The organism is Ruegeria sp. R13_0, assembly GCF_017743995.1.
GTDB lineage: Bacteria > Pseudomonadota > Alphaproteobacteria > Rhodobacterales > Rhodobacteraceae > Ruegeria.
The window spans coordinates 31,455-51,174 of sequence record NZ_JAGHRB010000017.1; the positions used below are offsets into that span (position 1 = coordinate 31,455).

General features: G+C 54.8%; 18 protein-coding genes. 13 read left to right on the forward strand and 5 right to left on the reverse strand.

Annotated elements, in window-relative coordinates; genetic code table 11:
- Positions 1-113: 113 nt before the first annotated feature.
- Positions 114-1,709 carry a GMC family oxidoreductase gene (locus J7394_RS19115; RefSeq protein ID WP_209255400.1) on the reverse strand — a complete coding sequence of 532 codons (1,596 nt, stop codon included), beginning with the start codon at positions 1,707-1,709 and terminating at the stop codon, positions 114-116.
- 108 nt (positions 1,710-1,817) lie between these two features.
- On the opposite strand from J7394_RS19115, the gene J7394_RS19120 reads away from it, so the two are divergent.
- From J7394_RS19120 to J7394_RS19155, 8 genes are all read left to right on the forward strand, one after another.
- Positions 1,818-3,056, forward strand: coding sequence for a TRAP transporter substrate-binding protein (locus J7394_RS19120; protein WP_170380876.1), 1,239 nt, complete (start codon positions 1,818-1,820; stop codon positions 3,054-3,056).
- Positions 3,057-3,125: 69 nt separating this feature from the next.
- The gene (locus J7394_RS19125) at positions 3,126-3,791 is read left to right on the forward strand and encodes a TRAP transporter small permease (RefSeq protein WP_209255408.1); all 666 of its coding nucleotides are present in this window, start codon (positions 3,126-3,128) and stop codon (positions 3,789-3,791) included.
- Positions 3,791-5,149: a TRAP transporter large permease gene (locus J7394_RS19130; protein ID WP_170380872.1), complete on the forward strand. Its 1,359-nt coding sequence runs from the start codon at positions 3,791-3,793 to the stop codon at positions 5,147-5,149. Before J7394_RS19125 ends, J7394_RS19130 begins: the two co-directional genes overlap by 1 nt.
- A gap of 11 nt (positions 5,150-5,160) precedes the next feature.
- Entirely contained in the window at positions 5,161-5,940 is a 780-nt protein-coding gene (locus J7394_RS19135; RefSeq protein WP_209255410.1) for an IclR family transcriptional regulator, read from the forward strand.
- A gap of 722 nt (positions 5,941-6,662) precedes the next feature.
- Positions 6,663-7,733 carry a hypothetical protein gene (locus J7394_RS19140; RefSeq protein WP_209255411.1) on the forward strand — a complete coding sequence of 357 codons (1,071 nt, stop codon included), beginning with the start codon at positions 6,663-6,665 and terminating at the stop codon, positions 7,731-7,733.
- A gap of 281 nt (positions 7,734-8,014) precedes the next feature.
- On the forward strand, positions 8,015-9,937 hold the full coding sequence (locus J7394_RS19145) for a DUF3604 domain-containing protein (RefSeq protein WP_209255413.1): 1,923 nt from the start codon (positions 8,015-8,017) through the stop codon (positions 9,935-9,937).
- Between the two features lie 143 nt (positions 9,938-10,080).
- Complete coding sequence (locus J7394_RS19150) at positions 10,081-10,911, forward strand: peptidyl-prolyl cis-trans isomerase (protein WP_209255415.1); 831 nt, start codon at positions 10,081-10,083, stop codon at positions 10,909-10,911.
- A complete protein-coding gene (locus tag J7394_RS19155) occupies positions 10,908-11,897 on the forward strand; it encodes a HupE/UreJ family protein (RefSeq protein ID WP_209255417.1) in 990 nt (329 codons plus the stop codon). Before J7394_RS19150 ends, J7394_RS19155 begins: the two co-directional genes overlap by 4 nt.
- A 356-nt stretch (positions 11,898-12,253) precedes the next feature.
- Here the strand turns inward: J7394_RS19155 and J7394_RS19160 are convergent, their stop codons facing one another.
- Entirely contained in the window at positions 12,254-12,652 is a 399-nt protein-coding gene (locus J7394_RS19160; RefSeq protein WP_209255419.1) for a hypothetical protein, read from the reverse strand.
- A gap of 106 nt (positions 12,653-12,758) precedes the next feature.
- Between J7394_RS19160 and J7394_RS19165 the strand changes: the two genes are divergently transcribed.
- On the forward strand, positions 12,759-13,226 hold the full coding sequence (locus tag J7394_RS19165) for a trimethylamine methyltransferase family protein (protein WP_209255429.1): 468 nt from the start codon (positions 12,759-12,761) through the stop codon (positions 13,224-13,226).
- 108 nt (positions 13,227-13,334) lie between these two features.
- On the opposite strand, the gene J7394_RS19170 is transcribed toward J7394_RS19165, so the two are convergent.
- A complete protein-coding gene (locus J7394_RS19170; protein ID WP_209255431.1) occupies positions 13,335-13,829 on the reverse strand; it encodes an Lrp/AsnC family transcriptional regulator in 495 nt (164 codons plus the stop codon).
- A 137-nt stretch (positions 13,830-13,966) separates the two neighbouring features.
- Between J7394_RS19170 and J7394_RS19175 the strand changes: the two genes are divergently transcribed.
- From J7394_RS19175 to J7394_RS19185, 3 genes are read left to right on the forward strand one after another with little or no spacing between them, the layout of a single operon-like run.
- On the forward strand, positions 13,967-14,197 hold the full coding sequence (locus tag J7394_RS19175; RefSeq protein WP_209255433.1) for a hypothetical protein: 231 nt from the start codon (positions 13,967-13,969) through the stop codon (positions 14,195-14,197).
- A complete protein-coding gene (locus J7394_RS19180; protein ID WP_209255435.1) occupies positions 14,176-14,556 on the forward strand; it encodes a LysE family transporter in 381 nt (126 codons plus the stop codon). Before J7394_RS19175 ends, J7394_RS19180 begins: the two co-directional genes overlap by 22 nt.
- Positions 14,557-14,571: 15 nt before the next feature.
- Complete coding sequence (locus J7394_RS19185) at positions 14,572-14,979, forward strand: DUF2000 family protein (protein ID WP_209255437.1); 408 nt, start codon at positions 14,572-14,574, stop codon at positions 14,977-14,979.
- A gap of 543 nt (positions 14,980-15,522) precedes the next feature.
- Here J7394_RS19185 and mgrA read toward each other — a convergent pair.
- Positions 15,523-16,554, reverse strand: a complete 1,032-nt coding sequence (mgrA, locus tag J7394_RS19190; protein ID WP_371812088.1) for an L-glyceraldehyde 3-phosphate reductase — start codon at positions 16,552-16,554, stop codon at positions 15,523-15,525.
- Between the two features lie 268 nt (positions 16,555-16,822).
- Positions 16,823-17,716 carry a helix-turn-helix domain-containing protein gene (locus tag J7394_RS23140; RefSeq protein WP_209255440.1) on the reverse strand — a complete coding sequence of 298 codons (894 nt, stop codon included), beginning with the start codon at positions 17,714-17,716 and terminating at the stop codon, positions 16,823-16,825.
- Positions 17,717-18,058: 342 nt separating this feature from the next.
- On the opposite strand from J7394_RS23140, the gene J7394_RS19200 reads away from it, so the two are divergent.
- Positions 18,059-19,717: a sulfatase-like hydrolase/transferase gene (locus tag J7394_RS19200; protein WP_371812086.1), complete on the forward strand. Its 1,659-nt coding sequence runs from the start codon at positions 18,059-18,061 to the stop codon at positions 19,715-19,717.
- Positions 19,718-19,720: the final 3 nt, after the last annotated feature.

Genomic DNA, 19,720 nt, shown 5'->3' on the forward strand with positions numbered 1-19,720 from the left:
CAGGTACCGCTCTAACACATGACTTGAGGCCTAAAGTCGGTTTTCCTTCTTTTCCAGAGAGAAGAGCACACAATCAAAGCGCGAGATCAAACACGTTACCCTTAGTTGTTGCTTCAGGCATCCGCACCTATCAAATCGCTGGCCCTTTCGCCGATCATGATGGCTGGCGCATTGGTGTTACCACTGACGATTTCCGGCATGATTGAGCAGTCGGCCACACGCAGGTTAGCTATACCATGTATTTTTAGTTTTGCATCTACGACCGATGCTTCGGTGCTTCCCATCGCGCAAGTGCCGGTAGGATGATAGATGGATGCGGTGTTTGATCTTACCCAGTCCAGCGTGCCTTCATAGTCGTCGCAACTCAGCTGAGCAGTTGGCCGAAATTCCTCTGAAATCTTTGAGGCCAAAGGATTATGCTTGGCTATTCTGCGGGCGATGTTCACCCCGTCAACAATGGTTCGGCAATCCGTTTCAGTGGACAGATAGTTCGGTATAATTTTGACATATTTAGAGGGATCCGGGCCGTTCAAGCGTAGCTCCCCCCGGCTTTCAGGGCGCAGTTGGCAGACCGACATGGTAAAGGCTGAGAACGGATGAACACCCTCGCCAGGGCTGTCGGCGGACCAGGGCTGAACGTGAAACTGGATATCGGGGGTTTCTACATCCTCGCGGGTTTTCATGAACCCGGTGGCAAGGCTGGCGGCCATGGTCATAGGACCAGCACGGAACAGTGCGTATTTCAGGGCGATACGCGCCTGATTGAACAGGCTGCGGACTTCATCATTCAGCGTCGGCTCATTGCATTTGAACACGAGCCGGGCCTGCAAGTGATCTTGTAGCCCTTTGCCGACACCGGGCAGGGCGTGCAGGGGCTCGATGCCGTTTTCTTTCAGGTGGTCCGGGTCTCCGATCCCTGAAAGCATCAGGATCTGTGGCGAGTTTATCGCTCCGCCGGACAGAATGATTTCACGCCGGACGGTCAGGGATTTTTCTGCGCCAGAGCGATCCCGGTACACCAGTCCGGTTGCTTTTTTTCCCTCCAGAACCACGCGCGTAACGAGTGCATTTGTAATGATGTTTAGGTTTTGTCGATCCCGGATGGGTTTCAGGTAGGCAACGGCAGCGCTGCACCGGCGGCCATTGCGGGTGGTCAGTTGGAAATACCCCACCCCCTCTTGTTCCGCGCCGTTGTAATCGGGGTTGAACGGATAGCCCGCCGCCTGCGCTGCGGCCACCCACGCGTCACAGATCGGGCGTTGAATACGCATATTGGATACGGACAAGGGCCCACCAACGCCATGGAACTCGTCTTCACCTCGCTCCTGGTCTTCGCAGCGCTTGAAAAGGGGCAGGACATCGTCCCAGCCCCAGCCCTCATTGCCCATTTGCCGCCAGCGATCATAGTCCTCTTTCTGCCCACGAACGTAGAGCAAACCGTTCAATGAGGACGACCCGCCCAGCACTTTACCACGTGGCCAGTCGATGGATCGACCGTTCAGCCCAGGATCAGGTTCGGTGCGATAACACCAATCGACCGATGGGTTGTGCATGGTTTTGAAGTAGCCAACGGGGATGTGAATCCATGGGTTGGTATCGCGGCCACCTGCCTCAAGTAACGCGACGGTCGTGTTAGGATCAGCGCTCAGCCGGTTGGCAATGACGCAGCCAGAAGACCCGGCGCCCACAACCGCATAATCCACTTCCATGACTGCCTCCTCCTCACGCCGTCGAAAAAACTCTATGCAAGATGCAAGAAATATACTAGTATTTTTTGATACAAAACGTCTCAATAATTGCGATCAGGGAGGTAAGCAATGGAGATCGGTAAGAAACTAAGTGGGATTTCGCGGCGGGATTTCTTCCGCGTGGCTGGCCGTTACGGTATGAGTTCGACTCTGCTGGCAGCGGGTGGGTTTGGTGGAGCGATGAGCTTGGCCAACCTGGCGCAAGCGGCTGAATCCACGTATGAAAAACGGTTCTCAAAAGAGCCCAAGCACACGCTGAAGTTTGGCGCTTCAGGCTTCAATACTCGCAACCTTCTGATCGAACGTGCCGGTGCTATCGAGTTTGCGCGCGATCTTGAAGAGCGCACAGATGGTGAGATTCGGATCGAGTTCATCGGCGACAATCAGATCTGCGGACAGCTTAGCTGTGTTGAAAAAACCCAGCAGGGAATCGTTGATATCTACGCCGCTTCGACTCAGAACTCGGCTGGCGGCGCGCCGTATCTGAACGTGTTGGACTACGCCTATATGTTCCCAAGCCGCGCGGCGCAGTACCACTTCTTCTACAGCCCTGCGAGCCAGCGCATTCTCCGCGACCCCCTGGAGAAACGGCATGGGCTGAAGTTCCTGTTTACCCATTGCGAACTGCGCGGCCTGCAAATGGGCTCGACCTTTGCGGACAAGCCCACAGTAACCAAACTGGAAGAGCTGTTCGGCACCAAGAACCGCGTGACCGGCACGCAGTTGGGCCGGATTGCAATGCAGTTGCTGAACCTGAACCCGGTTCCGGTGGCCTGGGAAGAGACACTGGACGCTCTGAAAACAGGCCTGATTGACGGGGCTGAAACTTGGGCCTCTGCTGTGGCTTACGCCAATATGGCGCCGGTGGTTTCGCAGTCGGTGAACCTTAAGTTCTTCTGTGGCACCGAGCATACCTCGATGTCGGCCAAGGTCTTCGATAGCCTCGGAGGCGAGTTGCAGGACGCAGTGATGGAGTCTTCCTACTTCACTCAGGCGTTGATCCAAGGTGCGAATGAGGCTGCGTTGTTGAACACAGTTGGCTTCTCGGAGCCGCAGCTTCCCAACACGATCTTTGCCGAAAACGGTGTCCGCCCGGCCTTCTTGCCGGACGATCAGATCAAACTGGCTGAAGAGATGTGCGCTCCGAACTACAACCCTGAGCCTTGGGCGCAGTGGCGTGAACGCCTGAATAAATGGGCAGGCGGCATTGATACGTATCAGGAAATCTACGACATCGCGCGTGAAATTCCGGCCGATACCCTGCCGGAAAACGTCGAGCCGCGTCGTTGGTGGATGGGTCAAGCCTGATAAGCTTATGTGAACCGGCCCTTATACGGGCCGGTTCCAAAAAACACACCGACTGGGAGGACGGGGTACATGTCGTTATGGGCAGACATAGGCGCGATCTTCAGCGCCTTTCTCAGCCAGGATTCGTTCGAGATTCAATCCGCTCTGGAATCTGACGCTGCTTGGGTTCTGGGTGCAGTGGCCTCTGCACTTGGCGGGTTTCTGGTCATGCTGGTCTATCGAAAGGTGCCCTTCATAGAACGCCATCTGGAACGATCGGTGATGGTTTATTCCTATCTTGCCATTGCACTGATCATTTTCTGGGGCGTGATCGACCGCTTCGTGTTTAACGACCAAGAGCCATGGTCAACGACCATTCCACCTCTGCTTTTTATGGTCATGGCGTGGTTCGGGGCGTCTTACAACGTACGCCTTCGCACGCATCTGAGTTTCAGTGAATTCCGCACTGCGATGCCGAGGGCAGGGCAACTCACTTGCCTGATCCTTGATGCGGTTCTGTGGTTTATCTTCGCGGTGATTGTCATTGTTACCACAACCCGACTGGTCGCCCTGTCTGCGTCAAATTTCCAGATCGTACTGGGTACCGACAACGTCATGCAGTGGTGGTTCCTTCTTGCTGCTCCTCTGTCTTTCTTCTTGATGGTCGGGCGCGTGTTTCAAAACCTCGCGGATGATCTGCACAATTGGAAAACAGGCGAGCCGCTCATCAAGCAGGCCGTGATCGGAGCAGACTAATGACAGATGGAACCATGGTCACACTGATCTCGCTTGGGGTCACTTTTCTATTCATGCTGGGCGTACCGGTTCTGCTGGTCATCGGCTACTGGGTCATCGGTTGTTCCTTTGTCCTTGGCTTGACGCTCGACAATATGGGCGCCGAGTTGCTGAACGTCTTCAACAAAGGTTTCGCTTTGCTGGCGATGCCGCTGTTCATCCTGACAGGAGACCTGATCAACAAGTCCGGCATCGCGCGGCGTCTCAGCGACTTCGCCTATGCCTGTCTGGGCTGGATACGCGGCGGGCTGGCGATGGCCTCTTTGGGGGCGTGCGGGTTGTTCGCCGCTATTTCGGGCTCGAACTCGGCCACGACCGCCACCATTGGTTCCATGCTGCACCCAGAGATGGTTAAGGGCGGTTATGACGAACGGTTCAGCGCGGCCACTGCGGCGGCGGGGGGCACGGTGGGGATTATCATTCCGCCTTCGATTATCTTCATTGTCTATGGGTTCCTGATGAACCTGCCGATTTCGGAACTGTTCGTCGCGGGTATTCTGCCGGGTGCGTTGATGGTCTTTGGAATGCAGTTTGCCTGCTGGATCATCTGTCGCATGAACGGCTGGGGCCACTTGATCCCGCTGCAACTGAACCGGGTGCTGAAAACCGCGTTCGGTGCATGGCTGGGTTTCTTCGCCATCGGGCTGGTGCTGTGGGGCATCTATACCGGTAAATTCTCACCCACCGAAGCGGCGGGTGTGACCGTTGGCTTCTGTGTGATCGCCGGGTTGGTCAGCTATCCGATCAACCGGATCATGGGCGCACGGAACGATATTCCACCGACCGAAAAAAGCTATGCCGAGATGTTCGTGGTCGAAGGCTTTACGATCCCCGAGATCCCCTCAATTGTGATCCGATCAGCCCAGATCACAGGTATCCTCGCCCCGCTTATCGCAATTTCAGTGGTGATGCAGCAAATCCTGTCGCTGCTGGGGGCGCAAGAAACCATTGGGAACTTTGTAACCTCAATGGGCGGCTACCACGCTGTTCTGTTCACCTCGATGGTGATCGTCTTCTTCTCGGGGATGGTGTTGGAAAGCTTGCCAGTGACGATCATCCTTGCGCCAATCCTCGCGCCAATCGCGGCTTCGGTCGGGATAGATCCGATCCATTTCTCGGTGATTTTCCTGGTGGGCGCGTCTATCGGCTTTATCACTCCGCCCTACGGTTTGAACCTCTATGTGGCATCAGGAGTGACGGGTGTACCCTACTTCCGGCTCTTGCGATACACGGTGCCTTATCTGGTTGCTTTGCTGTCGGTATGGATCTTGGTGTCGCTTGTGCCCGATCTGGCCTTGATCCTGCTGCCAAATAACTAGAATGTTGCGGGATGGCCGAGACGGAAACACAAGATAAAGAAACTCAGATCCCGACCAACCTGCGCCTTCTTCTCATCCTCGAGGAGGTGGCGCGGCGCGGGGTCGCCGTCAAACCATCGGACCTCATCGAGACATTGGGACTGGCGAAGCCCACAATCCACCGTTTGTTGCAAACCGCAGAGGCCGAAGGTTTCCTGCAACGAGATCTGGATGGCCGCTCTTTTGGTCCTGGGCACAGGCTGCGGTCGCTTTCGGTCAATACCATGTCTGCCGAACACCTGCGCACGGCACGTTTGGCGATCTTGCGCAGCGTCGCTGAAAAGGTTGGTGAGACGTGCAACTTGGCCATTCCGGACCGGGAGGGCATGATCTACCTCGACCGGGTTGAAACGAAATGGCCGCTACGCATCCAATTGCCAATCGGTACTCAGGTGCCGTTTCATTGCACAGCGAGCGGCAAGATGTACCTGTCTACCTTGCGTAAGAAGACGTTGGACGGGTTTCTCTCTGCCGGCAATTTACAACCGCAGACCGAAAAGTCCCTAACGAAGCCTGATGCGCTACGCGAGGAAATACGCGGAATCGCTGAGAATGGTTACGCGACAGATGATGAGGAATTCATGGCCGGAATGACGGCCATCGCTGTGCCCGTTCGTGATGGACAAGGCAGATTGGCAGGAACACTTTCGGTACATGCCCCAACCCAACGTCACGACGTCAACAGCCTGCTGTCCTTTCTGAGCATCCTGCAAAAAGGCGCTCGTGAGCTCTCGGAAATGTTAACTGACTGATTTCTGCTCACGACTACATTCAAATTTCTCGTCAAATCAGACTAAGAGTGACTATTTCAAGCCGGCTGAAGAACTAAACTGTCTGCCAGTATCATTCGCCGCGTCACCGCAGGTTGGTTTGAGCCCAATGTCCCTTATTCTGCAATTTACCCCAACTTCAGCGAAGCAAAGTTAGGTGAAATCAATTCGCCGTTCAAACTGAGGTGGTGCGCAAGGTAATCATGCGCGCACCAATCCCAGCCGTTGGATAAGTCGTGGAGAACGGGGCAGGGGCTCATGCTGCGCCTTCTCCAGGTTCTACAAAGAGCCCTTGGCGGTCATTGCTATGTTTCGCTGCGTGCGCTCGCCGCATGAAAACTATTGAATCTGTGAAGTTGCGGGCGCTGCTGTGCGGCGGGCAAGCTGTTCATAGATGTTTGGCGCAGCGAAACTGGGCAGGGCAATTCATAGGTCGAGGACACGGTGGACGTTCAATCGAGTTTGCAACTGGTCGAAAAGCGAGGAGTGCGTCGCATTACCTTCTTCATTCTTCGCGTCATAAGATGAAACAAATTGGTAGCGTGTACATCGAGTGTTCTTCTCATTTTCAGGCGGTTGTTTAAAGCCTCAAGGCCTCATTGAAACCATCGAGTATTAATGAGGTTTCGCAAACTCGTGTTTTATTGGTACGTTCAAGGCACCAGTGGCGCTTGCGAATTGAAAATCGGGGCTGTGGGCTAACCATGCGAAAGTTCTTTGCATTTGTCATATGCATACTCGCGTTTGCGATACCGCATGTCTTGCATGCTTGCGCTGTTTGTACCGAACTGCCAGAAACAACCATTTCCGATCAAATACGAGCCGCAGAAATCGTTGTATTGGCGGGTCCATCCCAAGAAAACCCGTTCGAGTATTCGACTCGACGTATCTTTAAGGGGAACAACGAAGAACTACGAAACGCTCCTAATATTCCTTTTCTCATAGACAGTGTTACGCGGCGAGCATTCCGCGCTGATCCAACGACAACGGTTCTGCTGACATATGGACCAGAAATCAACGACAAGACTGGGCGCGATTTTTCGCGGGCTTGGCGGCGCATCTTTGTGATGAATTCGGATAGAAGTGAGTTTCTCGAAAAACTTCAAAGCAATAGTGAGCTATGGCATTTGGGAGAAACGGACAACGCCGCACGCGTTTCGTTCTTTTCTGACTATTTGTGGCACCGGGATCAAGCTCTGCATGACTTGGCTATGGTTGAAATTGGGCGTTCAGACTACGCCTATTCGCGCCCGATTGGCGACAGGGTTTCAACCAGCCAGATTTTGGATGAGTTGAATAACTTGAACCGCTTTGTCTACTGGCCCGTTGCTATTCGTCTACTGGGGCTACAAAACGATCCACAGGCACGTTCGATTGTCCGCTCTCGCTTTGCCAAGGCCTTGAAGTCAGGTGGTTTGCATCTCCATGAGTGGGCGCGCGCTGGCATAGAGGCAGACGGGGTATACGCGATCAACGAAATTGGTCTCGCGCTCAAGGGCCCCAGGAAGACGCTGGATGACAGGAAAGCTCTGGTTCGGGCATTGTCCGATGCTGGATCGTCACAAACGCAGTTCCAGGATGAGATTGTAAAAGTTTTTGCGGACGTCCTGGATGGCGACCCAGAATTGACATTGCAAGTCGCTGTTGCGACCCGAAATTGGGGCGAAACGGCGCTGCACAAAAAGTTTGAAGCCTTGGTTGCGCTGGAAGAAACGGACCCCGCAACGCTGTTTTTCCTAAACATAGTTCTGCAGGAAAATACCATATCAGAGTAAGTCATGTTTGGACATGTCTTCCCACGGTACGCCATGATCGGCAGGCCTTGGTTTTGGAACCTTCGCCCATAAGGCCAATCACCGCATATGCCTGCGATGAAATCTGGTGCGGGTCAGCGAAAAACTCGTGTTTGCAGGGAGTTGCGTCCCAAAATGGCTCATAGAAAGTCGCTGGAGAAAATTTTTTCAGAAACCGACTCGATATGATATACATAAAATCGAATATTAATGGACCGAGAAGAGTCCCGTTTCGAACCGTAGTGTTGATTTGGGAGGTCAATATGTACCGGATTTCTGCTTTCGTTTTCTCGCTGGTGCTGGCGCCGGCTTCTGCTTTCTCTGACGCTGTTCCAAGCGAAGAGGCGGCTGAAGGTTTATTCCAGGAACAACCCTACTCCCCCTATGCACAACGCAACTTCCCAGAGCGGCCGTTATGGGGTGATACCCACCTCCACACGGGGCTTTCCCTGGACGCGGGCGCTTTTGGAAACACGTTGCTGCCAGACGATGCATGGCGCTTTGCAAAGGGTGAGCAGGTCATCTCCTCGACAGGCCAACATGTCAGACTGGGGCGACCCTTGGACTGGATGGTCTTGACGGATCACACTGATCTGATGGGGTTCGCTCCGGATCTGCAAGCAGGCAAGCCGGGCGTTATTTCCGACCCAAAAGGCCTGGAGTGGTACGAAGGGTACAAAGCTGGCGGTGAAGAAGCCGGAAAGACCGCCTTTGATATCATTACTAATTTCTCTCAAATGACCCTGCCGGAAATCCTGCTTGAGTCCTACAGCCCTGGTGCAGACGCCTTTGCATTTACTTGGGAACACATTGTTCTCGCGGCCGAACGGCACAACGACCCTGGGAATTTTACAGCCTTTATCGGGTTCGAGTGGACCTCTGTCCCGAAGGGGTTCAACCTTCACCGGAACGTAATGTTGCGGGACGGGCCGATCAGAGCGCTTCAGATGGTCCCGCCGGTCACGCAACCGCCTTACGGCGACACAGACCCAAAATCGCTCTATGCCTGGCTGGAAGAATATCAGGAGAAGACCGGCGGTCGTGCTGTCGCCTTTGCCCATAACGGAAACTTGTCAAATGGATGGATGTTTCCAACTGAAGACACATACCACGGCGGAAAGGTTGACGAAGACTATGTAGCTGCGCGTGCGAAATGGGAGCCGCACTATGAAGTCACGCAGATCAAAGGCGACGGCGAAGCGCACCCTTTCCTAAGCCCGGATGACGAATTTGCAGACTATGAAAACTGGGACGTCGGCAATCTCGATATCACCGAACTTAAGACAGAAGATATGCTGGCCGGAGAATATGCCCGAGAAGCGCTGAAGCGCGGTTTGATGTTGGAAGAGAAATTCGGCGTTAATCCCTACAAGTTCGGCATGGGTGGCGCTACAGACAGCCATACATCCTTGGCGACGGCCGAAGAGGACAATTTTTTTGGCAAGTCGGTCAGCGTTGAGCCATCGGCCTCTCGTATCAAGCACCCATTCATCGCCAACGACCTTGGTGAAATACCTGGCGATCTTTTGGTCGCGTCTGGGTACACAGCTGTTTGGGCGACCGAGAACACTCGCGCGGCGATCTTCGACGCGTTCAAGCGCCGCGAGACATATGCCACAACCGGCCCCCGAATTGGTCTTCGGTTCTTTGGCGGATGGGATTTCAGTGACGCGGATGTAGAAACACGCTTCCTTGCGGATGTTGGCTATACCAAGGGTGTCCCAATGGGGTCTGACCTGCGTCCGCGCGAAGGGGACGGGGCTCCTTCCTTCCTGATCGCAGCGCTGCGTGACCCGGTTGGTGCCAATCTGGATCGCGTGCAGGTGGTTAAAGGGTGGCTGGATGCCGACGGCGCCATGCAGGAAAAAGTCTATGATGTAGCGTGGTCGGACGACCGCGTCGCGGACGGGAATGGCAAGATCCCTGCGGTTGGAAATACGGTTGACGTTGATACTGCAAGCTGGACCAACACAATCGGCACGGCGGAACTGGTCACCGTTTGGTCCGATCCTGATTTCGACCCGAGTGAGCGTGCCTTCTACTATGTCCGGGCGATCGAAATCCCAACTCCTCGTTGGGTGCTCTATGACAAGCTGAGGTTCGGCGCTGAGTTGCCTCAAGATGCTGTTCTAACCCATCAGGAGCGCGCGTATTCCTCGCCGATCTGGTACACCCCGGCGGAGTAGCATGATTTAGACATGGATTTAGACAGCGAGACGGTGAACGCCCCTCGGAGCAGTCGCCACAGGTACGAATTTTGCGTGGCGCGGGATCCTTTGCAAAAATCAATTGAAATGAGAGCTGAAGCTCGGGTCTTGCAGGAGCCCTTATGAGAATTCTGAAAGAACCTCTGTTCCATTTCTATTTGATTGGGGCGGCTATTTTCATTTGGTTCCATATTGTTGCGCCGGCGACCGAGACGGTCGAAAATCTGGAAATCATCACGATAGACGAAGACGATGTCGCGCGTTTGGCAGACCAGTTTGAAGCGAGGTGGAAACGTCGACCAAGTGATGCTGAGCTAGAAGCCTTGGTAAATGCGTCAATTCGTGAAGAGGTTCTGGTTAGAGAAGCAAGAAAGCTTGGCCTGGATCGCGGAGATACCGTGATCAGGTCTCGGCTGAGCCAGAAAATGGACTTTCTGACAGAAGCAATAGCCACGTCAGTGGTTCCGGAGGACAAAGAGCTAGAGGCGTTTCTCAATCAAAACCCAGCAAGATATGCAACGCCTGACAGGGTGGCGTTTAGGCAGATATTTCTGGGTGAAGACCCCAGCGAGGCACAAATTGAAGCGGCACTGGCCGCACTGAGAGGAGGGCAAGAGGCTACCGTTTCCGGCGCTTCAACGCTTTTGCCGGCTTCAATGCCGTTAACCGCGACCAGAGTAATAGACTCGGTCTTTGGGACTGGCTTTTCAAAAGGGCTCTTAGAGGTTGAAACGGGTCCTTGGGCGGGGCCAATACAATCGGGCTACGGTGTGCATCTTGTTCAAGTAAGCGCCTTTGAGCCTAGACGTACACCGCCCTTGTCCGAAATTCACAGCGATGTCTTGCGCGACTGGCGTCGCGCCGCAAGCGAAGATCTGGCCCAGGCGCAATACGATAGCTTGGTTCAAAATTACGAGATCGTAGGCCCCGATCTCCCAGGTCCAGCCGAATGAGATGGGTGATCTGCCTTTTGGTTTATGTGCTGTGCGCGTGGCCCGCAGCCAAGGCCAATGCCCACGCACTTGATCCCGGATATCTGGAGATACGTCAAATCTCCTCTGATGCCTGGAGCGTCCACTGGCGGAAGCCTGATGTGAATGGCCAACCTATGGCGATTGACGCTGTGTTGCCGGAAGGTTGTACGCCGATGCGCGGCCCTTCTCCAACCTCCGACGGTCGAGCATGGGTTTCATCTTGGATCGTCGAGTGTCACGCGGATATCGCGGGACGGCCGATCGCAATCGACGGGCTAGAGGCTCAAAAGAACGACGTATTGGTCCGTTTACACCCTTTAAAAACTGAGCCGACCACACTGCGTTTTACGCCTGAGACAGCCGTCCAAACCATACCTTCTGAGCAGACAACATGGTCAGTTTTTGCCACTTATGCCCTATTGGGTTTTGAACACATACTGGAAGGCTGGGATCACCTTCTGTTCGTTTTTGCGCTTTTCATTCTGGTCCGCGAACCCTGGAGATTGGTCGGTGCAGTGACGGCCTTTACACTCGCACACTCTATCACTCTGGCGCTGGCCACGTTTGGCGTCTTGAGTGTGCCTGGTCCGCCGGTCGAGGCCGTCATCGCCTTGTCCATCGTTTTCCTAGCCATGGAGATTGTGAAAGGTGAGGATGGTCGCTTCCGACTTTCAAAACAAAAGCCATGGATCGTGTGTTTTGGATTTGGGCTTTTGCATGGTCTAGGTTTTGCCGGAGCCTTGGCTGACATTGGACTGCCCTCAAACGATATACCAGCAGCTTTGCTTGCATTTAACCTTGGCGTTGAAGCCGGACAATTGAGTTTTATTGGTGCATTGGCTCTGTTGCTTGCAATCTGGCGGCTGATGGCGCGTTCGATCAGCCAAAGTGCGACAGTGATTGCCGCATATGGCATCGGTTCAGTGTCGATGTACTGGCTAATAGAGCGCATAAGCGGCTTTTGATTGATTGGCTGATGTGCTCATTTTTGTTTACCGATTAGGTGCCCGGCATTCTCAGCGCCGTCCAACTAATGCTGACTTGAGCTGAACCGCAATGATCAACGTGCGGCGCTTGGAAGCGGATACTTGATGCCGCGTGAACAAAAGGCGGGTTTGTCCGCTTGGGGCTGACAGCGGTCCATTGGAGTAAGAATTCGGATGGGTGCAAGGTCCGCAGATTGTGAGTTTGTCGCCTCTCACTTTTGCAATAGCGGCGAAAGTCCGGCAGGCGGGTACGGATGCAGCATCTGAAAGACTCGCTAAAGGTCTCCTATACGCCGTCTGCAAACCACCGAAACGCTCCATATTGACCCAATTCATCAATCTTCGATCAGCGAAAAATCGTCGCCATCGCCCGATCTTCTTTTGCGGTTCGTTGCTTTCTTGGTTCGCCTTGGGCCTTTGGGAAAGTAATTGCCGTATAGCGCTTTTTCAACCAACCATGTGGCAGGGTGATCAGGGAAACCGTCGCCATAGTGGCGGATAAGATCGATATATTTGAACCCAAGCGCAGATATCTTTCCGATCTCCTCGCCGGTTGAGGCGTTTTTGACCACGAGGCCCCCGCCCTTGGCCGCCAGTACTACATCTTTAACTTTCAACGCTGCCGAAAGCTCATTCCAGGAGCGCGTATCAGCAATAGCTGTGGTGAGAAATGTTTTGAGGTCGAGTTTCGGCGGACGATCAGTCTCCTGTGGTTCTGGAACCGAGGTATCCAATGCCTTTACGGAAGGGTCGGCCGTTTGTCGATATGGATTGTCCCTTATACGGGCGGTCTGAACATCCTCTCGGGCTGTTGGTGTCGGCTGAGTATGCGAGGCTTACATGATGATGGGGGCTACAGCGCCGGTGACCGTTGCCGGGGCGCTGGCTCAGGGGCTTGCGGAAATCATGGTTGGGCTGGCTTTGACGCAAGTCTATCGCCCAGGGGCACCGATAGTGGGCGGGATCTTCGTAGCCCCGTTTTCGATGCAGTTCATGGGCCCGATCTTTGGAACACCAGAATCTCACCTGGCCCAATTGGCCAGTTGCCAGTTGGTGCGCCGACTTGGGGTCCCCTGCCGTGGCGACGGTTTGGTCACGTCGTCTAAGATCAATGACGCTCAGGCCGGATATGAAGGCGCCAGCGCCTTCGGAGCGTCTTTGAACGGAGGAGCCGACCTGATCTTGCACGCAGCAGGCTGGCTGCAGTTCGGACGTACCGTCGGTTTTGAGAAGTTCAATTCTGATAAGTCGATCCTTGAGACGCAGCTCTCAAATCTCCAAAGCTGCGACTTATCAGAATACTCCTGAACGACGATTGTGGGCCGTTACTACTTTGGGAAGCCAAGGCGAAAAGCCGACTTTCTCTGCGAACGTACCGACGCCAAACAAAAACTTCAAAGTCGGACGTACGCTCTTTCAGTCAACAGTGTTTTGCGACTCGTCCGTCAGATTGAGCGTGTCCACGAGATCGTGCTGAGCCACGCTTTCGAAAACGATGGAGGTCTCGATCCGGCTGATCTCTTCGCGCGACGAGAACTTCTCTACAACCAGCCGGTGCAGGTGCGAGGTGTTTTTGGTCAGCACTTCCACCACCGCATCAAAGCGACCGCTGATCATCCAACCGCCGCGCACTTCGGGGATCTTCAGGATCTCCCTGAGAATGTGGTCCAGGTCGGTCTTCTTGTGTTCCGACATCTGGATGAACAAGAGAGCCTTTAGGGATAAGCCAAGTCGCTCTAGTCGAATGTCGGTATATGTTCCTGCGATCAAGCCGCCCTCTTGAAGCCGTTTGAGACGTTCATGCACGCTTGACGCGGCCAAGCTGACCTCATGCGCAAGCTCCTTGTTCGTTATCCGAGCATCTTTCGACAAAAGCGCCAGAATGCGTCGATCCGTTCGGTCAATATCCATTTTCGCCCTCTTCTGCCGAAATCAATTCGATAGATACGCGATTCCAAGATCAGTAAACATATCTTACGACACCATTCCCGAAGTTAGTTCGGAAATTTGACTAAAAAAGCTACAGATCATCGATTCAAGAGGTGGTCATGGAGGTCTCAGCATTTTTCGTCTTCGCACTTATAGCTTCGGTAACGCCGGGCCAATCCAATGTTCTTTTGACCACAGTCGACGCGCAGGCGGGCATCCTGCGCGGAATGCCTGCGTTGATTGGGACCGCGATGGGAACCGGGCTGATCCTGTTCGTCGCGGGGTTTGGCCTTGGCGCAACCATTCTGGAACACCAGATGATACGTCTGTGCTGCGCATTGTGGGTATGAGTGTCATCCTTTGGCTAGCCTGGATGATCGCTACCGCCCCTGTGTCTTTTGAGACCACTCAGCAGGGAGGTATGTCGAATTTTGAATTTGCGTCTGCGATGTTGATTCAATGGGTAAATCCGAAGGCGTGGATTGTGTCTGTTTCCATTGTCGGGACCTTCATAGCCATCGAAGGATCAGCGTTTGAACGGGCCGCGCTTCTGAGCCTGATCTTCATGCTGACCGCCACCATCGGCTGCTTTCCCTGGCTGGCAAGTGGCGCGGTATTGCGTAGCCTTTTACAACATCCACCCGTAGCCCGCCTGTTCAACATGACGCTTGGTCTTGGCCTCGCCACGTCAATGGTCACCATGATTTAAGAAGGAAACCCGAGAATGTTCGACACAAAGATTGCTATCATAGTGCGCGACGACCTCGCCACATGGCAAAAGCTCAATGTGACCGCCTTTCTAATGAGCGGCATCACTGGCGCCAACCCCGATCTGATCGGTGCTCCATATGAAGACTGCGATGGCAATACCCATCTGCCGATGTCAGTGCAGCCGGTGATCGTGCTGTCAGCTGCGGCCAATGTGCTGACCAACATCCGCAACCGCGCCCGTAGCCGGGGCGTCGACACCGTGGCCTATATTGAGGAGATGTTCGCCACAGGGCATGATGATGCCAACCGCGCCGTCTTTGCTGAACACGGCTCAGATGAACTTAACACCGTGGGGATCGCCCTGCGCGCAGACAAGAAGATCGTCGACAAGGTCACCAAGGGAGCAAAGATGCATGGCTGAACAAAACGCATGGAGGTATGAGTGAGCACCACAAACAGGTCGGTACCACAGACGTAAGAAGCCGCCATCGGCTTTGCGCAACAGTTCAACTCTCACCCGAAGTATATCGACCAATCCGCCACACGCCCCTTCGACAATGCGCCGCTGATCGGTGCTGAGCTTGGCAATATCCGGTTCACGTAACCAATACTATAGGATTTCGAAGTTTGCGGCCGCACAGCCTTTGAAGCCATAAAGAAAAGAGTACGAACAGCAGAACCACCATATTCCAAAAGGTCGAAACCTTCATCGAAGCGTCTGGTGAAAACCTGACCTGTCAGCAATGGAGAATACAGCCCGCCTGACAAAGAGCGGACTTGATGGACGGGCCGTACGGGGCATAAGGTTGCGCAACCACGGGTTAAGTTGCGGCATTCTGGAAGTCGGTTTAACTGCGGGATTGGGTCGATGGCTTTTGATACGACCTGGCTGAACGACACACGTTCGGTCTACCAAAGATCGTTAGCTCCCAGGGGCCGCAGTTTCGCGACAACCCAACGGTGGTCATTCTGTTTCCGACGACCGCGCCCACAAATTGATATCTTCTTCGGAACTGATTTCATCGATCCTTTTCAGTTCGTCAGCACTGAAGTCGAGATTGTCGACAACGCCTGCGCAATCAACGATTTGTTCTGGGCGGGACGCTCCAATCAGAGCGGTCGTCACGCGCTCACCTCTGAGCACCCAGGCCAGAGCCATTTGCGCCAGAGTCTGACCACGAGCTTCGGCCATGTCGTTCAGAGCACGGACACTCGCCAGAGATCGCTCGTTTATCATGCCATCGAGCAGCGACTTTCCTTGTGTAGCACGGCTGCCATCCGGGATATCGCGCAGGTATTTCGACGTCAGAATGCCCTGCGCCAGCGGTGTAAACGCAATCGATCCGACCCCAAGATCATCCAAGGTATCCAGCAATCCATCCCGCTCCACCCACCGGTTGAGCAAATTGTAAGAGGGCTGGTGAATCAGACAAGGTGTCCCAAGGTCGTTGAGAATTTTCACCGCCTCGCTTGTGCGTTGGGAGTTGTAGCTCGAGATGCCTGCGTAGAGCGCGCGGCCCGATCGTACGATGTGATCCAACGCGCCCATCGTCTCTTCGAGCGGGGTGTCGGGGTCAAAGCGGTGGGAATAAAAGATGTCGACGTAATCAAGCCCCATGCGCGCGAGTGATTGGTCACAGGACGCGATCATGTACTTGCGCGACCCCCATTCTCCGTAGGGTCCCGGCCACATGTCGTAGCCTGCTTTGGAGGAAATAATCAGCTCATCCCTGTAGCCCTGGAAATCCGTTTTGAGGATCTCGCCAAATGCCTCTTCGGCTGCACCGGGTGGTGGACCGTAGTTGTTCGCCAGATCAAAGTGAGTGATCCCATGGTCGAAGGCGGTCCGACACATGGCGCGCTTGTTTTCGTGCGTCGAGTCCGCACCGAAATTATGCCACAGGCCTAGGCTGATAACAGGAAGCTTCACACCGGACCGCCCACATCGCCGATACACCATCCGTTCATAGCGGTCCGGCTCCGGGGTGTAAGGAATGGGTTTTGGCTTTGGCGGTCTTTGAGCTTTGGTCATGCGCACATAATCAATGGATTGTTGGGCCTGTCAAACGGATCACCTCCAGAAAGAGCGACTCGGGTTATTGCTCGCTGCGGTGTTTTGATGAGCCTGAACTTATTGGTCCAACTTGATTGTTGGTTCGTGATTGGCCTGTTTTCCCTTGGGATGGTGGTTTCGAGCGCCACGTTTTGGTCTGAACAATGAGGCCGCGACCGCGTTGATCCGGAGCAGTTGTTCAGCCAGCGCGTTACTGTGTTTCAGAAGGCAGCTCACCAAAAAACAGTCGGTAGTCTTTTGCAAACTGGCCCATATGCCAAAACCCGCAGCGGTTGGCAGCATCCGCTATTGAGCCATCGAAGGACCTGTTCAGCAGGTCCTCGCGAACCCGGTTCAGCCGCAGCCGCATATAGTACGACTTTGGGCCAAGGCCGAACTGTTCCTTGAAGGCGCGGTCCAATGTGCGCCATGAGGCTGCGCATTCCCTGCAGATTTCCTCGATCGAGATCGGGTCCTCCAGATTGGCGAGCATCAGATCAATTGCGCGGCTCAGGGCGCGCCGTCTGGTTTCAGCTTGGCTTCTGTCAAAATGCGCGTCCGTGTCGGTCAGGATCTTGAGGGCCTCAAGCATCAGCGCCTCTTCAGTGTTCTGAGACCAGTTGGCAGTCGCGTCGTTCAGCAATCGGACGACAGCCCTTTGCAGCCGCGCCATGCTGGCCAACCCTGCTTTGGTGCCCAATTTGCGGGCTTCCGGTTCGTCGCCCGCTAGATGAAACCCGCAAGTTTCGGCCAGCTTTTCCAGCTTTTCGGTTTCAAACGAAACTACGCTTCCCGAAAATCCAGCGGTCGTGATTCCGTCAAAACCATCCCGATCACCGAAGACCAGAAAAGCGCTGTCAGTGACGTCATTGGCCTGCCACTTTTCGATGGCACCACGCCTGGGGATGCCAAACGTTTTCCATCCGTCAGGCGAAACACCACGCTGGTGGACACGCTGGTTCATCGCGATGTTGAGGGCGGAAACAGCCTGACCTGAGCGCACGGTTATCGCCGTGGACAACCGCCCGGGATCAAGCTGCCGAAAGTCAACCTCCCAGGGCGTGAGCTCTCCGATTCTGTTTGGATGATCAAGAGATAGGGCCACTGCCGGCGACGCTCCGCCCCAGCCGGACGGCGCAGCATTTGGCATATTTGGCGAATTCTTGATGTGGTCCACCCCCGGATCCTGACAGTTTACCGGTAATGTAACGAATTCGATAGGCGGAATGTCAAGTGAAGCCGGAGTCCTCAAGCGATACGGTAATGGGCCGCCCTCCGCTACCGAAGGCGGATGCCCGATCCGAACGTGTGGTGACGTTCCTGACGCCTTCGGAACATTGCCAGCTTTCAGAGCTGGCAAAACGGTCAAATCAATCCCTTTCCGCAAAATGCCATGAACTGATCGTTCAGGCGTTGGAATCTACGAGTGTCAAAAGGAGGTCCGAGAGTGACTAAAGCCTTATGTAAGACCAGTGTCGCAGCCTGTATGTTTGCCATGCTGGGCGTCGTGCCAGCAATCGCGCAGCAAGAGGCGATCGTTCATGATGGTGAGTTCGAATTCCTGCGGGCCCAGTTCGGGGATCAATGGGATGCGCAGGATGCCGAGATCGAGGCCAGGCTGGCCGAGATCCGTGAGGCCAATGACGACAAGCCTCCGAACTTTCTGTATATTCTCATCGATGACATCAGCTTCGGCCAGATGGGCGAGCGAAAGATGAACTATGTGATGGGGATCGAGACCCCAAATATCAACGACTTTGCCAGTGAAGGCATGTCGCTGATGCGCATGTATACGGAACCCTCCTGCACGCCAACACGCACGGCCATGCTGACGGGTCGGCACCCGATCCGGGCAGGTGTTGAAGAGGTCAAGGTTGCCCTGGTCGGCGAGGGCCTGCCTGCAAGTGAGGTCACCCTGCCGGAGATTCTGAAACAGGCCGGGTACAACACCTCGCATGTGGGGAAGTGGCATCAGGGTGACATTGAAGAAGCCTATCCGCACAATCAGGGCTTTGACTACGCGGTTTTTCCGCTGCACCAGCAGGTGCAACTCAGCCTGATGACCCGCGAGGCCATGCAGGCCAACAACATGCTGGGATATCATCCCTCGGGGCAGAACAACCAGTTTCTGCTAGATGAACGGTTCAAGCCCTACGGTCTGGTCACTGGTGTCGAGGCACAGGCAGGTGGCACCGCGCGCGAGGTTGACATGGAAGCGGGCGAAGAATGGACGCAGGCCAAGTACGAACAGATGAACGAACGCTATCAGGCGCAGGCACTGGAGCAGCTAGAACAAGTCGCCGCGCAGGATGAGCCGTTCTTTCTGCAATACTGGCCGCTTTACCCGCTGAACTTCGTCTACCCGGATCAGGCGCTGTCGCGGAATGGGGGTTTTCATGCGGACAAGCTACAACTGCTCGACGGCTGGATCGGAGAGGTGCTGGCCAAACTGGACGAGACCGGCGAGGCCGACAACACCATCGTCATGATCATGGCCGATAACGGGTTGATGTATCACTACGAGGGGACCTCGGGCCTGAACCAGTTGATCTATCGCGGCGGCAAGACCCAGCATCTTGAAGGCGGCGTCCGCACCGATGCCTTCATCCGCTGGCCCGGAGTGATCGAAGCCGACAGTGCTGCCGGTGACATCTTTCACGTCTCGGATATCTACACGACGATGGCCCGCATCGCAGGTGCAACGGATTTCATCCCGCGCGACCGGGTGATTGACGGCATCGACCAGACCGCCCTGCTGCTTGAGGGTGAGGGCAATGGCCGCCGCGACTACGTGTATGTCTATGAGGGGCCGGTTCTGCGTTCGGTCGTCAAGCAGGAGTTCAAGATGCATCTGCCCGCGCCCGGTCAGCCCGGAGCGGCAGCGCCCGTCTTCAACATCTATCGCGACCCGCGGGAAGAGAACGCTCTGATCGGGAATGCGCTATGGTCCGGTGCCTCGTTCCAGGACATGGTCAAAAGGCATCAGAAAATGATCGCCAAATATCCGAATTCCGAGATCGGCAAGGATATCCCCTATGGCGGCATTGAGAACCTGCGGCCTGAAAGCCAAGAGGCCCGCGACGTGTTCATGAGCTGGCAGGACTAACGC